At 64.5% G+C, this 14,420-nt stretch carries 13 protein-coding genes, 1 tRNA gene and 1 pseudogene; 7 read left to right on the top strand and 8 right to left on the bottom strand.

Annotation, left to right across the window (positions count from 1 at the left end; genetic code table 11):
* Positions 1–106: 106 nt before the first annotated feature.
* A complete protein-coding gene (locus HYH08_RS28655; RefSeq protein WP_220013182.1) occupies positions 107–1,114 on the bottom strand; it encodes an RluA family pseudouridine synthase in 1,008 nt (335 codons plus the stop codon).
* Here HYH08_RS28655 and HYH08_RS28650 point away from each other — a divergent pair.
* From HYH08_RS28650 to HYH08_RS28630, 5 genes are all read left to right on the top strand, one after another.
* Entirely contained in the window at positions 1,113–1,457 is a 345-nt protein-coding gene (locus HYH08_RS28650; RefSeq protein WP_220013181.1) for a hypothetical protein, read from the top strand. The two genes, HYH08_RS28655 and HYH08_RS28650, sit on opposite strands and share 2 nt — an antisense overlap.
* Before the next feature lie 56 nt (positions 1,458–1,513).
* A tRNA-Glu gene (locus HYH08_RS28645) sits at positions 1,514–1,588 on the top strand.
* Between the two features lie 847 nt (positions 1,589–2,435).
* Positions 2,436–3,692, top strand: coding sequence for a Y4kA family protein (locus tag HYH08_RS28640; RefSeq protein ID WP_220013180.1), 1,257 nt, complete (start codon positions 2,436–2,438; stop codon positions 3,690–3,692).
* A gap of 435 nt (positions 3,693–4,127) precedes the next feature.
* Positions 4,128–5,618 (top strand): amidohydrolase family protein, encoded by a 1,491-nt coding sequence (locus tag HYH08_RS28635; RefSeq protein ID WP_249782299.1) that lies wholly within the window; start codon positions 4,128–4,130, stop codon positions 5,616–5,618.
* Positions 5,619–5,621: 3 nt separating this feature from the next.
* Positions 5,622–6,551, top strand: a complete 930-nt coding sequence (locus tag HYH08_RS28630; protein ID WP_220013179.1) for a CobW family GTP-binding protein — start codon at positions 5,622–5,624, stop codon at positions 6,549–6,551.
* A 29-nt stretch (positions 6,552–6,580) separates the two neighbouring features.
* On the opposite strand, the pseudogene HYH08_RS28625 reads toward HYH08_RS28630, so the two are convergent.
* A pseudogene (locus HYH08_RS28625) lies at positions 6,581–6,958 on the bottom strand (tautomerase family protein).
* A 163-nt stretch (positions 6,959–7,121) separates the two neighbouring features.
* On the opposite strand from HYH08_RS28625, the gene HYH08_RS28620 reads away from it, so the two are divergent.
* Positions 7,122–7,721 (top strand): TetR/AcrR family transcriptional regulator, encoded by a 600-nt coding sequence (locus tag HYH08_RS28620; RefSeq protein WP_220013178.1) that lies wholly within the window; start codon positions 7,122–7,124, stop codon positions 7,719–7,721.
* A gap of 143 nt (positions 7,722–7,864) precedes the next feature.
* On the opposite strand, the gene HYH08_RS28615 is transcribed toward HYH08_RS28620, so the two are convergent.
* Both HYH08_RS28615 and HYH08_RS28610 read right to left on the bottom strand, forming a co-directional pair.
* Positions 7,865–8,338: a hypothetical protein gene (locus HYH08_RS28615; protein ID WP_220013272.1), complete on the bottom strand. Its 474-nt coding sequence runs from the start codon at positions 8,336–8,338 to the stop codon at positions 7,865–7,867.
* Between the two features lie 10 nt (positions 8,339–8,348).
* Positions 8,349–8,849, bottom strand: coding sequence for a hypothetical protein (locus tag HYH08_RS28610; RefSeq protein ID WP_220013177.1), 501 nt, complete (start codon positions 8,847–8,849; stop codon positions 8,349–8,351).
* A 270-nt stretch (positions 8,850–9,119) separates the two neighbouring features.
* Here HYH08_RS28610 and HYH08_RS28605 point away from each other — a divergent pair, with 270 nt between their 5' ends.
* Positions 9,120–10,802: a methyl-accepting chemotaxis protein gene (locus HYH08_RS28605; RefSeq protein ID WP_220013176.1), complete on the top strand. Its 1,683-nt coding sequence runs from the start codon at positions 9,120–9,122 to the stop codon at positions 10,800–10,802.
* Here the strand turns inward: HYH08_RS28605 and HYH08_RS28600 are convergent.
* From HYH08_RS28600 to HYH08_RS28585, 4 genes are read right to left on the bottom strand one after another with little or no spacing between them, the layout of a single operon-like run.
* Positions 10,799–11,710, bottom strand: a complete 912-nt coding sequence (locus HYH08_RS28600; RefSeq protein WP_220013175.1) for a polysaccharide deacetylase family protein — start codon at positions 11,708–11,710, stop codon at positions 10,799–10,801. The two genes, HYH08_RS28605 and HYH08_RS28600, sit on opposite strands and share 4 nt — an antisense overlap.
* A gap of 2 nt (positions 11,711–11,712) precedes the next feature.
* Positions 11,713–12,522, bottom strand: a complete 810-nt coding sequence (locus HYH08_RS28595) for an ABC transporter permease (RefSeq protein WP_220013174.1) — start codon at positions 12,520–12,522, stop codon at positions 11,713–11,715.
* Positions 12,512–13,369, bottom strand: coding sequence for an ABC transporter permease (locus HYH08_RS28590; RefSeq protein WP_220013173.1), 858 nt, complete (start codon positions 13,367–13,369; stop codon positions 12,512–12,514). The genes HYH08_RS28595 and HYH08_RS28590 overlap by 11 nt, the downstream gene beginning before the upstream one ends.
* Positions 13,370–14,419: an ABC transporter substrate-binding protein gene (locus HYH08_RS28585; RefSeq protein ID WP_220013172.1), complete on the bottom strand. Its 1,050-nt coding sequence runs from the start codon at positions 14,417–14,419 to the stop codon at positions 13,370–13,372.
* Between the last annotated feature and the right edge of the window lies 1 nt (position 14,420).

The raw sequence follows: 14,420 nt of genomic DNA, 5'->3' as shown, positions 1-14,420 counted from the left end.
GCAATATACCCTATCGGGGGTCAAAAAGGGAAGGATTGCTGACGTCACGTCCCCGTGTGGCTGCTATAACTTTTTGTAATGTAACGCTTTTCTTAAAGCCCCTGCGTCATAGCGCCGCTTTCAGGGTACTCTCCAGGAGAAGCAAATCCTCCGGTAAGCCCGCCTCCCAGTGGAGAAGTTCTCCAGTCCGGGGGTGCTTGAGTACCAGCAGATACGCATGCAGGGCCTGCCGCCCAAGAGCTGTCAAAGCCGCTTGCGACTCAGGGCCCAGCTGGTTCGCCTTGGTCTTGAAATGTGGGCCATAGACGGCATCGCCCATCAGGGGGTGGCCGATATGGGCGAGATGGACCCGGATCTGGTGGGTGCGGCCGGTTTCGAGCTCGCAGGCGAGCAGGGCCGCGATCGGCTTGCCGTCGCGGCCGGCAAAACTCTCGAGCAGCTCCCAATGTGTCACCGCCTCGCGGCCGCCCTGGCGCACCGCCATTTTCTCGCGGGCATGCGGGTGGCGGTCGATCGGCGCATCGACGGTGCCGCGATGGCGGCCCGGCAGGCCCCAGGCAAAAGCCATGTAGCCGCGCCGCATCGGTCCGGTGCGGCCGTGGTCGGCGAATTGGGCGGTGAGCGAGGCGTGGGCGAGGTCGTTCTTGGCGACCACCATCAGCCCGGTGGTATCCTTGTCGAGCCGGTGCACGATGCCGGGCCGGCGCACCCCGCCGATCCCCGACAGCGAGCTGCCGCAATGGGCGATCAGCGCGTTCACCAGCGTGCCGGTCTCGTGGCCGGCCGCGGGATGGACCACCAGCCCCTTCGGCTTGTTGATGACGATGATGTCGTCGTCCTCGAACACGATATCGAGGGCGATGTCCTCGCCCTTGGGCTCCGGCGGGGCCGCCTCCGGCACGTCGATTATGATCGTATCGCCCGAAGTGACGTGATAAGCGGGGTCGCGGACGGCGGTGGCCTTCAGGCTGACCGCGCCCGCCAGGATCAGGGCTTTCAGCCGCGATCGCGACAGGTCGGTGAGGTGCGCCGCCAGCACGCGGTCGAGCCGGGCCGAGCCCTCGGAGCCCTCGACGACAACCTCCAACCTTTGCGCAGAGCCCATATTTTCCATGACGACGTCTGATACCGCTATTCCCGAACCGAGCCCCGAGCAGGCCGCGCTGTTCGCGCGGGTGCGGCGGATGATGCTGATCGCGGGGTTGACCACGGCGCTGGCGATTTGCGCCGTCCTGATCGCGGTGGGCTACCGCCTTTTCAAGTCGGAGGGAAGGGCGGTGGAGACCGCCGGCGACGTCACCGCCACCCTGCCGAAGGGCGCCAAAATCGTCGCGACCGGGGTCGCCGGCGACCGCCTCATGGTCACGCTGGATATCGGCGGGGTCACCGAGATCCGCACCTTCGATGCCCACACGCTGAAACCGGCCGGAAAGCTGAAATTTGCCAATGAGCCGTAAAACGCCTCTTCGGTCCTTGCGGCGGACAAATTTCGAGGCTATTGGCTAGCCCTCACGCTCCCTTCGTCTAGCGGTTAGGACGCGGCCCTCTCAAGGCTGAAACAGGGGTTCGATTCCCCTAGGGAGCGCCATTTTCTCGATGCCGCCTTGCCCTGATCTCGATTTGATTGTTCCGCCCGCGCGTAGCGCGAGGCTCGCTTGACAACCTGTCGCTGCACTTGCAGTCTGATATTATTGTTCTGCGGGGGCGGACATGGGGGCCACACGCCAGCGTCTGGCGGCAACGCCACGCGATTTGAGATATGTCGAAGCCGCGTCGCCGGCTTTTAGACGGACGGGATTCATATTCTCGATTGTCCTGTCAATTATCCCTCTGCTGCAGGTGCCTAAAGGATGCAGGCGCGTGACGCGATGCTCGCGAGCCGCGGCCCTGAGCTTCATTGCCGCAAGCGCGATGTGCGTGCCAGCCGCCTGGTCCGCCGGTCGGTTGGCCGAAGGCGAGTGGGCGCCACCGAGGTATCATGACGTGCCCCGGTGCAATCATCCTGCGGTGCTTGGCAGGATCATCGCTGAATACCCCAGCAGCTATTGGGCTTCGGGTTTCGCAGCACTCGACGTGCGCGCGAAGGAGATTGTTCGGAAATATTGGCCGCAAGATCGCCTGCCTCGCCGTTTCTGCGAAGGCACGATCGGGCCGATTAGTCTACCGGTGAAGACTTGGCGACCGATCTACTTCGCTATTATCGCAAATGATCTGGGCCTGGAGCTCGCATGGTGCGCCGTGGGGCTCGACCGCCCTTGGTACAATGATCAGCGATGCAGGCTTGCGCGGCCCTAGCCCGGCGACGGGCTAGACCGCTCCGTGTCGACGGCCTGTGGAGGGCGCCGCCGGTTCGCCAGCCGCGACCTCCGGCGCACACGTCCGGGCTGACCGCGCTTTTTCGATCTGTTGTGTTTTGAGTAGTCGGTGGGGGCGTTATGAGCAAGGGTATCGCCAAGTCGATCTGTCAATTAGGGCGTGGTCGCATCTGCACGATTTTCGCCGCGGCCGCGCTGGCCGGCTGCTCCATCCATCCGCTGGTCGATGATGTGTCCCCGATCCCGACGGAAGCGATCGTGGCAGCCGCCCGCTGCGAGCTCAGGCTCGGTCTCGTCCATCAGGTCGAGGTCTGGTTTGCAGACGAGGACAAGCCGGTGACGGGGATTGACCCGAACACCATTGGTGAACCGGCTAACTTGAAGCTGATGAAGAAGCGGTTTCCCAAGATCGATCTGGAAGGCGATTGGCAGCAATACATGGATATTGCGATTGCCTACGAATGGAGTTTCGACATCACGGAAACCAATCACGCCGACGCGAGCGTTGGCTTCCGATTGCCCACGCTCAACCCTGCAGGCACGGTCGATCTCAACGCTGGCGGGAACGCCAATGCGACCAGACAGGCCAAGCGCACTTTCAAGAACCAGGACAAGTTCGGAGGCCTTCTGACGGAGAAGTGGTGGAAGTTCTGCAATGACATTGACCGCTCTATCGAGCACTTTCCAAATACCCCGACGGACCGTCCTCCATTCGAGCCTCAACCCGTCCGTCCGGTGTATCCGATCACCGGCACGATCGGATTGGCGCGAGCGGTGACTTCGTTCCTGAAGATTGCGGTTCAGGAAGGAGCTCTGGACACCTTCACCGACGAACTCACATTCACCACGACGTTCGACGGGAAGGCTGGCGGAGCGGTGACGCTCGCGCCGGTTCCGAAAGAATTCCGTCTTGTGAGCGCTACGGCGAATCTCGCGGGATCCCGCACAGACATACACAAGGTGAAGATCAGCATGGCCTTCCCGACAGCGAGAGTCTCGCAAAAGAAAAAGGTCGCTGACGTGCTGAAGGATGTTGCAGGCGGCTACGACTTGAACGCACAGTGGCGCGCAGCTTATGCACTTTGCGTGGTCGAGGCGAGGAGTCGCGAGGACGAGTTCAAGAAGCTGCGGCTTGATCCACCCGAACTCACCTGCATCAAGTCGACGGATGCGTTCTATCCGAGAGGAAATGGCATCACCAATTCGATGCTTACTGGCCGGCGGTACGTGCTTCCAGAAGAAAAGGTCGACAAGTATGAGGTTCCTGATGGCAGGCTAAAGTCTGATGGGCAACGGCAGAAGCTCGATCAGCAACAGCAGCAAAAGACGACGCCGAGCCGACAAAGGTCCGGCGAATTGCTCGGCGTTGAGAACTGACGCGAGGAAGTGAGCGCTCTAGGCAGGCAGTACGCTGGACGGGTTGCGTCGGACTAGGTCAAGCATGCGGGGTTGGCCCCTGAGTGCTCAAGTGTTGACTGTCAGGCCCGGCGCCTCACAAGGACTGATCCGTCAGATATGACTCGATACTTGCCGGTATCGAACCGCTGCGCCTTTGCAAGAGGAGCCAATGCGAAGCTGCACTCGGCAATCATGCCGCAAGGCTGCGAAAGCATGGGGGCAAGATACTTGCGACCTTAAGATGTATCGTTCTCGCTATCTATCCACTAGCGAGCATCGGCCTCCCTCACAAGCATGCTGCATCGGCATCCACGGTGGTGGTCGTTCACCCCAAAATCTGCACTATGCGCCCGCGCCTCCGAAGCGGCCGCCGGGCCTTTGGAGATCTTGGCAATAGCTTTTCGGAGTGACGATATGAGCGGTTTGGTACTCTCTGGCGGCCGGGTGGTGGATCCCGCCAGTGGAATGGACGCGATTGGCGACGTGGCGGTGGTCGACGGCAAGATCGCGGCTGTCGGCACGGGCCTCGGCGGCGCCGAGCGGGTGATCGACGCCACCGGCCTCGTCGTCGCGCCCGGCTTCATCGACCTGCACGCGCACGGCCAGTCGATCCCGGCCGACCGCATGCAGGCCTTCGACGGCGTGACGACGACGCTCGATCTCGAAGCCGGCGTGCTGCCGGTCGGATCCTGGTACGAGCGCCAGGCGCGGGAGGGGCGCGTGCTGAATTACGGCGCCGCGACCAACTGGGCCTTTGCACGCATCGGCGCCATGACGGGCTCCAATGCGGAGAGCTCGCTGGAAGCGTTCGGCAACGCCATGCGCGACCGCCGCTGGATGGACAATGTTGCGACCGACGCGGAGGTCGCCGGCGTCCTCGAGCGTCTGTCGCGCGGTCTGGACGAGGGCGGCATCGGCATCGGCATCCTGAACGCCTATGCGCCGGGTGCCGGCGTGCAGGAATTGACCGCGGTCTGCCAGCTGGCCGCCGCCAAGGACGTGCCGACCTTCACCCACGTCGCCTTCATGTCGCGCATCGACCCCGAAAGCGCGGTGGAAGCCTATATTCGCCTGATCGGCTATGCCGGCGCCACCGGCGCGCATATGCACATCTGCCATTTCAACTCGTCGAGCAAGACCGACATCGCGCGCTGCCGCGTTCTGGTCGAGAAGGCGCAGGCGCAGGGCCTGCCCATCACGGTCGAGGCCTATCCTTACGGCACCGGCTCGACCGTGCTGGCGGCCGCCTTCTTCAGCGATCCCCAATTCGTCGAGCGCAACGGCACCGGCTACGATTCCGTGCAGCGCGTGACCGACGGCTACCGCTTCCACGACCGCGAGGAGCTGTTGAAGGCGCAGGCGGAAGAGCCGTCCTCGCTGGTGCTCTGGCACATCCTCGACACCGAGCACAATGCGCATCACCGCGATCTGCTCGACATGTCGGTGCTCTATCCCGGCGGCGCGATTGCATCCGACGCGATGCCGTGGACGACCTCGGACGGCAAGACCTACACCGGCGATGCCTGGCCGCTGCCGGACGACGCCACCTCGCATCCGCGCTCGGCCGGCTGCTTCACAAAATTCATCCGCGAATGGGTGCGCGAGCGCAAGGCGGTGTCGCTGCTGGAAGGCGTGCGCAAATGCGCGCTGATCCCGGCCGAGATTCTGTCGCAGAGCACGCCTGCGATGCGCGCCAAGGGCCGGCTCGCCAAGGACGCCGATGCGGACATCGTCGTGTTCGACTACGAGAAGCTGTCCGACCGCGCGACCTTCACGGCGATGAACCGGGCGTCCGAGGGCGTGCGGCATCTGGTCGTCAGCGGCGAGGTGCTGATCAGCGACGGCGTACTCGATGTGGCGGCGCGGCCCGGAAAGCCGGTGCGCCGTCCCGTCGTCGAGAGCTGATCCATGCCGGTCCCCATTCTCCTGGTCACGGGCTTTCTGGGGGCTGGCAAGACCACGGTCGTCAACCATCTGCTGGCGAATGCGGAGGGGCGGCGGATCGCCGCCATCGTCAACGATTTTGGTGCGATCAACATCGATGCGGAGCTGATCGCGGGTGCGAGCGACGGCGTGGTCAGCCTCGCCAATGGCTGCATCTGCTGCTCGCTCGAAGGCGATCTGCTTCGCACGCTCTCGACGCTGCTGCGGCGCGATCCGAAGCCGGAATACATCGTCATCGAGACCAGCGGCATCGCCGATCCCTCCGACATCGTCCGCAATTTGATGGACCCCGTCATCCTGCGCGAGGCGCCGCTGGAGACGGTGCTCTGCGTGATGGACTCAGCCACGCCGCCGTCTGCCTTCGACGACGCGCTGCATCGTTCGCAGCTCCGCGTCGCCGACATCGTGGCTTTGAGCAAGCTGGACTTGACGGACGAGGGTGCGGGTAGCCGGATGCGCGAGGCCATCCGCGCGCAGCGCGTCCCGGCCGTGGTGGTCGATGCAAAACACGGCGAGCTTCCGTCCGCGCTGCTGTTTCCCGCGACCGTCGACCGCGCGCCCGCGCCGCGCGAGCCGGGGCCGAAACGCCCCGCCGAGGAACGGTTCGAGACCCTGAGCTGGACCTCGGACCAGCCATTGTCGCTGCCGCACTTGCAACAGGCCATCGGCCGTCTGGCACCAAAGCTGGCGCGCGCGAAGGGCCTGTTCGAGACGAGCGAGCAGCCCGGACGCCAGATGGTGTTTCAATTCGCCGCCGGTCGCGCCACGCTCGCACCGGGCGATGCGCCGGCACCTGGCGGGCCGCGGTCGCGGATCGTCTTCATCGCCGAGCTCGGAGTTCTCTCCAAGGCAGAGCTCGACGGGATCATGCAGATCTGTGTCGCCGGCGGATAGCGTTCCGCGCACAGGCGGAACGTCGGCCTCTACGCGAATTGCGCAATGCCGTTTCCGACGGACCAGTTTTCCGCGGGCGCATCCAGCACATTCACGAACACGTCCTCGGGGCGAATGCCGGGGTTCTCGCCGAGCAGCTCCGCGATGCGTCGGTACAGCGCCTTCTTCTGCCCGGGCGTGCGTGAGGCAAACACGGTGATCTGGATCAGCAGGGCATCGTCGCTGCGGTTGACGCCGTAGGCATTGCCGCAGCGGAAATTTGCGGGCGAGAGCTAGCTGATGGTCATGAACTCGTCGCCCTCCGGCACGTTCAGCGCCTCCCGCATGGCGCGATAGAGGCCGTCGAGGATCGCCTGCCGGTACGCCTCGGGCTTGCCGGCGCGCATCGAGATGTGAAGCAGAGGCATGAGCTGGTCCCTTTGCATGCGAAGCCGATCGGCCAGGGCGCATCGCGAGCGCCTGCCGTTCGGCCCGTTGACGAAACGGGCTATCGATCCCAATTAGTTTTTGACACGATGTCGAGGAAGCATGTTTTTGACGCAGTGTCAAATACGCTCCGGGGAGCTGGATGTGAGACCACGCGAGTTCGATCACGACGACGTCCTGCGCATCGCGTTCGACCAGTTCTGGCGCAAGGGCGTGCGCGGCACCTCGCTGTCGGACATCGCGCGCGACGCCGGTGTCCAGCGCGGCAGCCTCTACAATGCCTTCGGCAGCAAGGAGGCGCTGTTCCTTCAGGCCTATGAACGCTATGCGGGCGACTATCTCCTCGCCCTGCAAAAGGCGCTCGCTACCGGCACATTGCGGAAGCGCCTTACCGCGTTCTTCGACCTCACCATCACCAATTTCCGCTCCGGCTCGCCGCCGCGGGGATGTCCGACCACGCGCGGGTTGATGGAGTTAGGTGCGACGGAGGGCGAAGGATTGGACGAGGACGCGCGTCAGGCCTTCGCGAATCTCCTCTCGCGCATCACCATGCTGGTTCAGGAGACGTTGACGGCGGGCGCCGCGCGGGGCGAATTCAACGGCAATCCTGCGACGGCGGCGCTGCATATCATCACGGTCACGCGCGGTCTTGCCGTGCTCGAACGCGCGTTCGATGATGAGCCTCAATTGCGCAAGATCGCGGCGCACACGATCGATCTCGTGCTGGACAAGACGGGCAACTAGCTATTGGCACGAGAACGACGGCCCCAGCGGTGGTGATCGCTGGAGCCGTCTGGAGGTTTCATGGCGGACATCGAGCACTGCGCCGCCACGACGATGTCGATAGCGCAGGGCGGCTCACTTTGCGAGTAGAACCGGTCAAAGCGTCAGCACAAGGCCAGCGCGGTGACGGCGCGCGTCGTCGCGATCTCGTTCCCGCTGCCGACGAGCTGACACACGATGGTTTCGAGCTCGCCAGCCTGCTTGCTGCGCGCGACGGCGAGCAGCCGCATCAGCTGGGCTTCGTCCTTCGACAGGCGCTTGCACGACGGCGGCATGAAGCACAGCTCGCATGGCCGGCCGCTGCGCAAAATCCTGACCAGCGCAGCGACGCGCGCGACCAGCAGCGGACTGTCGGCGATATCGGGCGCTTCGTCGGCGAAGCGATACGCCGCCTCCCAGCAATCCGAGGCGCCGGTCGCATAGGCAGCGCCGATGAAGCGGAACAGCGATAGCGCGACGCGGCAGAAATCATCGTAATGTTCGACGCATGGGCGCGTCGCAAGCGCCGCTCGCAGCGGGCAGAGCGGCGGCTCGCCGGTCTCCGGGACTGCCACAGAACCGCGCGCGTCCTGCATCACCGCCAACCCGTCAGTGCAGTGTGGGGCTTCCAACGAACCAGCTCTTCATCGCCATCGTCCGCCCGAGGTGGAATGATTGAACGCGCCGGTCGGGCAGGATGAGGCCAGCCATGCGGAAGATCGTTGCGAGACCCCGGACCGGGGCCAGCGCCCAATCCGCGCCGACCGGCGGCAGCCAGCTTTCGAACTGCTCTCGTGCGACGTCGAGGCGGTCCTGCTGGGCCGCGGCGATGGCGTGCAAGATTCCATGCTCGCTCTCCGACATGCGCGGACAGGTCGGGCAATGAACCTCGATCGGCGTGTGCGCCGTGCAGGCAAAGATCTCGATGATGGACTCCAGCGACGGCACGGCATCGCCAACGCGAAAATGATCGTAGACCTGCTGGATGTCGGCCGCGGTCGGAACGGCCGTTCCGCTGCGCGCCTTGGCGCGGAAGCCCCAGACGAAAAGCCGCTCCGCCGCACAAAGCGCGGGAAGGTCGAGCGATTTGGTGGATGTCGATTGATGCATGGAGCTTCGAGCCTAGCGTAGACTATCTGCGCCGATCGTTCCGCCGGAGGCTCCCACAAGTCAACGCTGGGAAGGCCGATATCGAGGTCTTCTAGATTTTGCAGAGGTGTGAATGTCGACGAATTCTAAAGTGCGCTCACAGGGAATGCAGGCGATCGTCGCCCAGGCGCCCGCTGAATTTACGGAATTTCGGGAACCCGAATGCTTAAAGGTTTGCTAAGGCGAACGGGATAAACTGGCATATCAGCCCGCTAAAAATTGCGAGTCCCGATGATTTTCTCCCGCATCAGTTTCAAGCTGGTCCTGATTGTCGGCATCAGCCTTCTCGGCATGATCGCGCTGGCGCCGATCGCGCTGTCGACCCTGCGCACGCAGATGATCGCCGACCGTCAGGCCAAGACGCAGCACATGGTCGATGTCGGCTACGGCATTTTGGCGCATTACCAGAAGCTCGAAAGCGAGGGGAAGCTTTCGCGCGAGCAGGCGCAGGCCAGTGCGATGGCTGAGATCAAAAGCCTACGCTACGACAGGGTCGAGTATTTCTGGCTCAACGACATGAAAGCGAAGATGATCATGCATCCGATCAAGCCCGAGCTTGACGGCAAAGATCTCTCCGACATGAAGGACCCGACCGGCAACCGGCTGTTCTCGGGTTTCGTTGACGTCGTCAACAAGCACGGCGCGGGCTTCTATAGTTACCTCTGGCCGAAGCCCGGTTTCGATCAGCCGGTCGGGAAAATCTCCTATGTGAAGGGTTTTGCGCCCTGGGGCTGGATCATCGGCACCGGTATCTATCTCGACGACGTCGACGCCGTGTTCCGGCAGGACGCGATGACCTATGCGCTGGTGTGCCTCGCCGTGCTCGTGCTCGTGCTGGCGGCGTCTTTCGTGATCGGCCGCAGCGTCACCAAGCCGCTCGCAAGAATCACCGCGCTAACCGAGCGCCTCGCCGCCGGCGACAGCGCGTTCGAGGTGCCCTACACCGATCGCAACAACGAGGTCGGCGCCCTCGCCAAGGCGCTCGCGGTGTTCAAGGACAATGCGTCGGCCGTGGGCCGGATGCATGCCGAGCAGCAGGAAGCCAAGCAGCGGGCCGACGACGAGAAGCGCAGGACCATGGCCGATCTCGCCGGCAAGTTCGAGGCGAGCGTGCAGGCCGTCGTGCGCGACGTCTTCAGCGAGGCGCGCGCGATGCAGCAGGCCGCGCAGGGCATGTCGGAGACGGCGAACAAGGCGACCGACCGCGCCAGCTTCGTTGCGACCGCTTGCCAGCAGGCCTCCAGCAATGTGCAGACGGTGGCCTCCGCCGCCGGCCAGCTGTCGGCCTCGATCACCGAGATCAGCCAGCGGGTTGCGCAGGCCGCTTCCGTGGCCGACAAGGCCGCCGCCGACGGCCAGCGCACCAACGACACCGTGCAGGGTCTTGCCGCCGCTGCGCACAAAATCGGCGAGGTCATCGACCTCATCAACCAGATCGCCTCGCAGACCAATCTGCTCGCGCTCAACGCCACCATCGAAGCCGCGCGCGCCGGGGAAGCCGGCAAGGGCTTTGCCGTGGTCGCAAGCGAAGTGAAGTCGCTGGCGAGCCAGACCGCCAGGGCGACCGACGAGATCGGCGCGCAGATCACCGCGATCCAGGCCGAGACCAACCAGGTCGTCGGCAACATCGAAAGCATTCGCAAGACCATCATGGAGGTCAACGAGATCTCCTCGTCGATCGCAGCCGCGGTCGAGGAGCAGGGCGCCGCGACGCAGGCGATCGCCCACAGCGTGCAGGAGGCAGCCTCCGGCACCGACCAGGTCTCGCACAACATCTCCGGCGTCACCGATGCGACAGCCGAGACCGGCCAGGCCGCCGGCCTCGTGCTGCAATCGAGCGGCCGCCTGTCCCAGAAGCTGCAGTCGCTGGAGAACGAGGTCAGCGCTTTCGTTGCCGGCGTGCGCGCGGCCTAGCGCAAGGAAATACTGGCAGCTGCACGAAAATGCGCCGCGATGTCGGCGCGTGTTGCGATCCAGACGCGGTCCTCCAGCCGCGCCAGTTCCGCGAGAATGGCTTTGACGGCGCGGAAGCGCGCGGGCCGGCCGCAGATGCGCAGGTGAAGGCCGATCGAGAGCATCGATGATCGGCCGCGCCCGGCCTCCTCGATCAGCGTCGCCAGCGCCGCGGCGACGTAGCTCGAAAAATCCTCCGGCTGCACGAACCCGTTCGGATGGAAGAACTTCATGTCGTTGGTGTCGAAGCCATAGGGCAGGATCAGCATCGACCCCTGCGGTGACCGGCTCCAATAGGGCAGGTCGTCATCGAGGGCATTGGAATCGTAGGCGAAGCCGAGGTCGATCAGGATGTCGCGCGTCCAGGCGCTCTGGCTGCCGCGCGTCATGAAGCCGACCGGGGTCACGCCCGTCGCGCGCGCAATGACGTCGCGTGTCTTCTCGATATCGCGGCGCTCGGTCTCGGCATCGCCGTACAGCCCGTGGGGCAGCCAGCGCCAGCCGTGCACGGCGGGCTCGTGCCCGGCCTCGACAACTGCGCGGGCAAGATCGGGCACACGCTCGACCGCGCGGCCGCACATCATGAAGGTCGAGCGGATCCCGGCGTCAGCGAAAGCGTCGAGGAAGCGCCACAGGCCGGCGCGCATGCCGTAGTCGAACACCTGCTCCTGCACGAGATCGCGGACGCCCGGCGGCGACGTCGAAGCGACCTCGCCATAGCGCTCCGTTTCGGCATCGCCTTGCTCGACGGCGAGCTCGGCGCCTTCCTCGAAATTCACCACCAGCGACACCGCGACGCGGGCGCCGTTGGGCCAGATGATCTCGGGGCGTGCCCGTCCATAGCCGCGAAGATCGCGCTCGATCGGCATGGCTAGCCTTTCCCGATCTGGCGGCTGACACCGCCGAAGATTTCGGCGCAGACGAGGCCGGCCAGCGTCACCAGCACGATGACGCCGGAGACGGCGGCGACGCGCACGTCGAGGCTGCCTTCGAGGATGGCCCACAGCTTGATCGGAAGCACTTCGGTCCGCGCGTCGGCCAGGAACAGCGACACCGGCACATTGTCGAACGAGGTCAGGAACGCAACGAAGCAGCTTGCGACGATGCCGCGCCGGATCAGTGGCAGCGTGATTCGGCGGAAAGTGTACCAGCGGCTGGCTCCCAAGCTGAGCGAGCAGGTGATCAGCACCGGATTGAGCTGCTGCACCGAGGCGCCGACCATCCGGATCACGAAGGGCACGCAGATGATGGTGTGGCCGAGCACCAGCGTTGCCGCCGACAGGCGGATGCCGAGCAGGTTGAAGACCAGCAGCAACGACAGGCCGAATGCCATTGCGGGCAGCACCATCGGCGACATGAACAATGCATCCAGTACGCGCGCCATCTTGAGCTTGCTGCGTGCAAGCCCGAGCGCCGCCGCGCCGCCCAGCACGGCGGAGAGTATGGTCGCGGCCGCTGCGACCTTGAGGCTGGTCAGCGCCGGCTCGATGATCTCCCGCGATTGCAGCAGCTCGACATACCAGCGCAGAGACCAACTCGGCGGCGGAAATTTCAGGGTAATTCCGCCGGTGAAGGAGATGACGAGGACGACCATCGTCGGCGCGAGCAGCAACAGCATGCCGAATCCGGTGATGCCGCCGACGACGCCGGAATAGACGCGATCGATCAAACTACGCTGCATCGACGCCTCGCAAATAGCGGCGGGACAGCGCGCCGATGGCAAAGACGATGCCGGTCACAGCCAGCGTGAAGATCAGCGACAGCGCGGCCGAGAACGGCCAGTCCTGCACGCCGACCGCCTGCTGGTAGATGTAGGACGGCATCAGGATGATGCGTCCGCCGCCGACGAGCGTCTGGGTGATGAAGGCGGTTGCAGCCGCGGCAAAGACCAGCAGCCAGCCTGCAATGGCGCCCGGCAGGGTCAACGGCAGGATAACGGTGATGAAGATACGGGCGCGGCTTGCGCCGAGCCCCTCCGCTGCCCGCGTCAGATTGCCGTCGAGCCGCAGCAGGCTGTTGATCACCGGCAGCGCCATCAGGGGAAGCTGGATCTGGGTCAGCGCGAGCACCATGCCCTGCCAGGTGTAGAGCAAGCGCGCCGGCGCCTGCCAGAACCCGAGTGACAGCATCGCCGAATTGATGATGCCGTCGCGGCCGAGAATGACGATCCAGGCAAAGGTGCGCACCACCGTGCTGGTCAAGAGCGGCAGCATGATCAGGAAGGTGATCAGGGTGCGCATGAATGGGCCGCTCGCGACATAAACCAGCGCGAGCGGGTAGGCGAGGATCAGGGTGGCCAGCGCGACCTCTGCGCCCAGCCACAGCGTATCCGTCAGCACCTTGATGCTGAAGGGATCGGCGAAGAAGCGCAGGTATTGAGCAGGCGAGAGATCTGCGAACTCGGGCGTGCGGAACAGGCTGACCGCGACGAGCGCGATCAGCGGCAGCACGAAGGCGGCGAAGAACAGCGCCGCCAGCGGGACCACCGGCAGCATCTCTCTTGATGCGCTCGTGCCGGCCGGGTTCATCTAGATCTTCACTTCCTTGCTGAAGCGGGTGATCCATTCGCCGCGCATCGCCTGGAATTTGGTCCAGTCGAGCAGGACATTGTTGGCGACGAGATCATCGACGCTCTTGGCCACGGTGAGGTTCGCGCCTGTCAGCGCCACCTTGCTGTTGGTCGGCATCATCACCCAGGGCGCGGCTTCCAGCCCCTTCTGCGTCTCGACCGACATCACCGTGTCGAGATAGTCGAGCACCGCCTTCGGGTCCTGGTTGTTCTTGACGATCTGCGCGCTGGTGCGGATCACGACGGCGCCGGACTTCGGCTTGGCGAAGGCGATGTCGACGCCCTTGGCGGCGAGCAGCGCCACGTTGTTCCAGAAATTGAAGGCGATATCGATCTCGCCCTGCTGGAACAGCGCCGCCAGCGCGCCGGGCGAAGCGGCGATCGCGCCGACATTCGGCAGCAGTTTCTTGATGGCCTCGAAAGCCGGCTCGATGTTCGTCTCCGAGCCGCCGTTCAGCTTGGCGATCTCGACCATGAAGGCGGTGCCGAGGCTGGAGCCGAGCCCGGTGATGCCGACGCGCCCCTTGTATTCCGGCTTCCAGAGATCCTCCCACGAGGTCGGCGGCGTCGTGATTTTCTTGGGATTGTAGGCGATGCCGATCAACTGACAGGTGATGACGGGCGCGTAGCCGTCGGGATGACGGAATGCGGCTGGAACGTCGGCAAAGGATTTCGACTGCTCGGCCGGGAACTTCTCCAGCACGCCGCTGGCGATCGCCGGAATCAAGGGGCCCTCGTCGAACAGCACCACGTCGAAAGGCGGGGCGTTGCGCGAGGCCTGGATCTTGCCGATCTGGTCCACGCCGAGCAGCGGCGTGAAGGTGACGCCGCCGTCGCTGCCTTTCTTGAAGGCCGGACCGACCACCGCGCGAAACGCTTCGTCGAAACTGCCGGGATAGGTCGTCGCCACGATCGAGGACGCCGCGCGCGACGATGTCGGCCAGCCCAGGCTTGCCGCTGCCAGCGCGGCCGAACCCGAGGTGAGCAGCGATCTCCGTGATAGACTCATA

The sequence above is a fragment of the Bradyrhizobium sp. BR 10289 genome (assembly GCF_019455385.1).
Classification (GTDB): Bacteria; Pseudomonadota; Alphaproteobacteria; order Rhizobiales; family Xanthobacteraceae; genus Bradyrhizobium.
This window is presented reverse-complemented; position numbering and strand designations above follow the sequence as displayed.

Bases quoted from the DNA above. Each gene is read 5' to 3' on its own strand.
- HYH08_RS28610 (WP_220013177.1), bottom strand. From the start codon at position 8,849: ATGCATCAATCGACATCCACCAAATCGCTCGACCTTCCCGCGCTTTGT.
- HYH08_RS28635 (WP_249782299.1), top strand. From the start codon at position 4,128: ATGAGCGGTTTGGTACTCTCTGGCGGCCGGGTGGTGGATCCCGCCAGT.
- HYH08_RS28655 (WP_220013182.1), bottom strand. From the start codon at position 1,114: ATGGAAAATATGGGCTCTGCGCAAAGGTTGGAGGTTGTCGTCGAGGGC.
- HYH08_RS28640 (WP_220013180.1), top strand. From the start codon at position 2,436: ATGAGCAAGGGTATCGCCAAGTCGATCTGTCAATTAGGGCGTGGTCGC.
- HYH08_RS28585 (WP_220013172.1), bottom strand. From the start codon at position 14,419: ATGAGTCTATCACGGAGATCGCTGCTCACCTCGGGTTCGGCCGCGCTG.
- HYH08_RS28595 (WP_220013174.1), bottom strand. From the start codon at position 12,522: ATGCAGCGTAGTTTGATCGATCGCGTCTATTCCGGCGTCGTCGGCGGC.
- HYH08_RS28650 (WP_220013181.1), top strand. From the start codon at position 1,113: ATGACGACGTCTGATACCGCTATTCCCGAACCGAGCCCCGAGCAGGCC.
- HYH08_RS28590 (WP_220013173.1), bottom strand. From the start codon at position 13,369: ATGAACCCGGCCGGCACGAGCGCATCAAGAGAGATGCTGCCGGTGGTC.
- HYH08_RS28630 (WP_220013179.1), top strand. From the start codon at position 5,622: ATGCCGGTCCCCATTCTCCTGGTCACGGGCTTTCTGGGGGCTGGCAAG.
- HYH08_RS28600 (WP_220013175.1), bottom strand. From the start codon at position 11,710: ATGCCGATCGAGCGCGATCTTCGCGGCTATGGACGGGCACGCCCCGAG.
- HYH08_RS28605 (WP_220013176.1), top strand. From the start codon at position 9,120: ATGATTTTCTCCCGCATCAGTTTCAAGCTGGTCCTGATTGTCGGCATC.